Source organism: Paenibacillus sp. P4_A7 (genome assembly GCF_056402455.1).
Map to the genome: position 1 here is coordinate 1 of NZ_JBFUHJ010000513.1, position 3,813 is coordinate 3,813.

General features: G+C 43.3%; 4 protein-coding genes. All 4 read right to left on the minus strand.

The window, feature by feature from the left end; genetic code table 11:
- Positions 1-250 precede the first annotated feature (250 nt).
- The 4 genes from mtrB to AC1DWN_RS30060 all read right to left on the minus strand — a co-directional run bounded on the left by mtrB (position 251) and on the right by AC1DWN_RS30060 (position 3,626).
- A complete protein-coding gene (gene mtrB / locus AC1DWN_RS30045) occupies positions 251-472 on the minus strand; it encodes a trp RNA-binding attenuation protein MtrB (protein WP_477562532.1) in 222 nt (73 codons plus the stop codon).
- Between the two features lie 134 nt (positions 473-606).
- Positions 607-882, minus strand: coding sequence for an HU family DNA-binding protein (locus tag AC1DWN_RS30050; protein ID WP_477562533.1), 276 nt, complete (start codon positions 880-882; stop codon positions 607-609).
- Between the two features lie 219 nt (positions 883-1,101).
- On the minus strand, positions 1,102-2,580 hold the full coding sequence (spoIVA, locus tag AC1DWN_RS30055) for a stage IV sporulation protein A (RefSeq protein ID WP_477562534.1): 1,479 nt from the start codon (positions 2,578-2,580) through the stop codon (positions 1,102-1,104).
- Positions 2,581-2,873: 293 nt separating this feature from the next.
- Positions 2,874-3,626, minus strand: coding sequence for a hypothetical protein (locus AC1DWN_RS30060; protein ID WP_477562535.1), 753 nt, complete (start codon positions 3,624-3,626; stop codon positions 2,874-2,876).
- Between the last annotated feature and the right edge of the window lie 187 nt (positions 3,627-3,813).

A 3,813-nucleotide genomic window follows, 5' to 3' on the forward strand; every position in this document is an offset into this window, starting at 1 on the left:
ATAAGTATTGCAGCAAAAACAGCTACACAAGCCGTCAGCAACGGTTTACCGATGCGCATAAGGCACCTCCAAAAGTTAGATATCCAATATAAACCGTATCACAAGCTTTTTCATTCAAAAAAAGACTCATACAACATTGTACGAGCGTGATAGGTCGAATATTCAACACTTAGCATAATCGTCGCATTTGCTTTCCTTTTGCTAGACAGGAAATAAAAAAAAGCAGGCTTCGCCTGCTCCGCTCACTCTATTATTGATCGGTCTCCATCGTACCATATTTCGTCATAACGACCGCTTTCCCACGAATTTTAATCGCAGAAGTATGGTCGGTAAATTGACAAATTAATATTTCGTTCTTATCCAACTTTTCCGTATGATGAAATTTAGTATCGTGTCCGCGTGTCAAACCTATGACCTGAACTCCTTGGTCCTTTGCTTTTACGATAATATACTCGCTATTTGTAGGCTCCATCGTAATCCCTCCGCATCCGTTATTCCAAACTATCCATGTGAATTATAGTGGAAGTTGATCATTTGTGCAATCTCTTGCTACTCAACAAAAACGCCCGAACGATTATCGTTCGAGCGTTGCTTGCATGCTTATACTTAATTGGATACGAGGTCCTTAAGTGATTTACCTGGTTTAAAAGCAGGAATTTTGCTAGCTGCGATATCGATTTCTTCACCTGTTTGCGGGTTGCGGCCTTTACGGGCTTGGCGCTCGCGAACTTCAAAGTTACCAAATCCAACTAGTTGCACTTTATCTCCGCTTTGAAGCGAATCAGAGATCGCATCAAATACAGCGTCAACTGCTTTTGTTGCATCTTTCTTAGAAAGATCAGTCAATTCAGCGACTTTAGCAATCAAATCTGTTTTGTTCATTGTTTCACCTCCTTAAAAGATTTATGAAGTAAAACTTACTTCAAAAGCATATCTTATCCCTCWTATTAACCGAAAAATTCAAAATTATACCTTTTAACCGAACAAACCTATAGTAATACAGCCGATTAGCAATTTCAAGTGTTAAGCTGTATTTCTGCCAAAACAAATAAGCTGCCCCATTATCGGAAGCAGCTTATTCGATCATTCCAACCGTTTCATTTACAAAATTATGGCGATTAATCCACCAGAACCTTCGTTTATGATGCGTCCCAACGTCTCTTGCAGCTTGTATCGTGCGTTATCCGGCATCATCGCGATTTTGCCTTGGATTCCTTCTCTAACGATCGAGTGCAGCGAGCGTCCGAATATATCAGACTCCCATATTTTAATTGGATCGTTCTCAAAGTCTTGCATTAAGTATCTTACCAGCTCTTCACTTTGCTTCTCCGTACCGATTATCGGAGCAAACTCCGACTCTACATCGACACGAATCATATGGATGGATGGTGCAGTTGCTTTCAGCCTTACACCAAAGCGAGAGCCTTGACGAATAAGCTCTGGCTCATCTAAAGCCATCTCTGCCAGTGTAGGCGCTGCTATGCCGTATCCAGTCGTTTTAACCATCTCAAGCGCTTCCGCGAATCTATCATACTCCCGCTTCGCATGAGAGAACTCTTGCATCAATTGCAGCAAGTGATCCTTCCCGCGAATTTCTACACCGACGACTTCCATCAAAATACGGTCGTACAGTTCATCTGGCGCATACAGATCAATTTCTGCTACGCCTTGACCCATATTCATGCCGCTGAGGCCAGCTCGAGCGATAAAATCGTATTCCATGAACTGCGTTACCACACGGTCCACATCACGGAGACGACGAATGTCTTTCACTGTGTCACGCACCGAGCTTTCGTAATTACTGCGCAGCCAGTGATTGTCATTCAGTACCATGACCCAGCTCGGCAGGTTCACATTCACTTCGTGAACAGGGAACTCATATAGTACTTCCCGCAGTACGGAAATGACTTCTTCCTCACCCATTGTAGCAACACTCATCGTCATAACCGGAATATCATATTTGGCTTGCAGCTCATTACGCAGTTGAAGCGCCTCTTCGCCTTTAGGACGAGTTGAGTTTATGATGAGCACAAAAGGCTTGCCAACTTCCTTCAATTCGTTAATGACACGCTCTTCGGCTACAACGTAGGAGCTGCGAGGTATTTCAGCAATTGAACCGTCAGTCGTTACTACAACACCTAGTGTTGAGTGTTCTTGAATGACTTTGCGAGTTCCAATTTCTGCTGCTTCCTGGAAAGGAATAGGCTCATCAAACCAAGGTGTTGTAATCATGCGAGGACCATTCTCGTCCTCATACCCTTTTGCACCCTCTACGGCGTAACCTACACAGTCGACCAATCTCACGTTTACCTCAAGTCCATCGGTAACTTTGAGTTGTACAGCTTGGTTAGGTACAAATTTCGGCTCAGTTGTCATAATCGTTTTACCTGCAGCGCTTTGAGGAAGTTCGTCCACGGCTCTAACACGGTCTGATTCGTTAGCAATGTTAGGAAGCACAACCGTCTCCATAAACCGTTTAATAAACGTTGATTTCCCCGTCCGGACTGCTCCAACCACACCGAGGTAAATATCCCCGCCAGTTCGTTCTGCTATGTCCTTGAAAATGTCTACTTTCTCCACTGAATATCCCCTCCCAATTGATTTTCCGGTTCGCCGCCATCCACCGGTCAAAAGGGCAGGCCAGCGACGCAACTCGTACATGCTTTTTGGACTAGTAACATCTTATGTTCCGAGACTCCGATTATGACGATTTCCTCTATTAAATCTTTTTTTACCCGTCATCCAACTTCCCTTCCAAGATTCAGTTATATGATCATTCGAATGTAACTATGACGAAATGATACAAAAAAACTCTCCTTCAACTGGGTTGAAGGAGAGTTTTTTAAGTATAGCAACTATATTTCATGCTTCCATTATTGCTGAATAGCTCGCGGTTCATTATTGACCCATTCATAGGCTGGGGCCTTCACTGGTACAAAATCTGAGCCGTCAACGAGCAGCTTTCGTAAATCAAACTTCGAATCAAATGACTTCTCACCGCTCTTCTGCACCGTTTGCATAATGTCTATGCCATAGTCAGAATAGACGATCCCGTTTTCATCGACCAGCGCTTGAATAGTTTGTCCTGAAAACACACTCTGAACAACAGGCACCTTCTTGTTTAGACTTTTGTAGTCAATCTGATAAAAGCCTGGGTACATTAACTCGCCTTTGGGCACCTTTCCGCTGCTTTGAAAGCTAGTTGTAACCCAGCTTTGAATATCATTCAGTTGTTGATAAGCCATAATATTCATCAATTTTACGCGGGGTTTCGTTTCCTCATCAATCACAAGAAAATAATAATTGCCGCCCTTTTCAAAAGCCGCCGATGGTATATCACTTATATAACCAGATCGCTGAAGCTTCTCAAAATCAATAATAAACTTCTCATAGATAGGCGTTTCTACCGTACTGTTCTTAATTGGCAGCATTCCGGTCTCTTCTTTATACTGATCAATAGCTGCCTGTACGTTACGTACTGCTTCCTTTGGAGCTATTTGATTTTGTTTGAGTTGATCCTTCGGATACATACAGCCAGATAAAGATAGCAGCACAACTAACAAAGCTACACTAGATACAATCAATCGAATTTGACTGCTTTGTCTGTGCTTGCTTGGTCGTTTCATCAATATTCCTCCAATTACCATAGGTCGTCGTTTTGTTCCGCTTGCTTGGCAAGCTGTCGTTCTACTGCGGCACGAAGAGGATCGAGCGGAACATCCACCTCAACCTTACCTGCTACCCTTGCCTGGCATGACAGCCTAACAGAATCTCCCTCTAACCAAGAGAGCTTTAAACGCTCCATATCCGCGA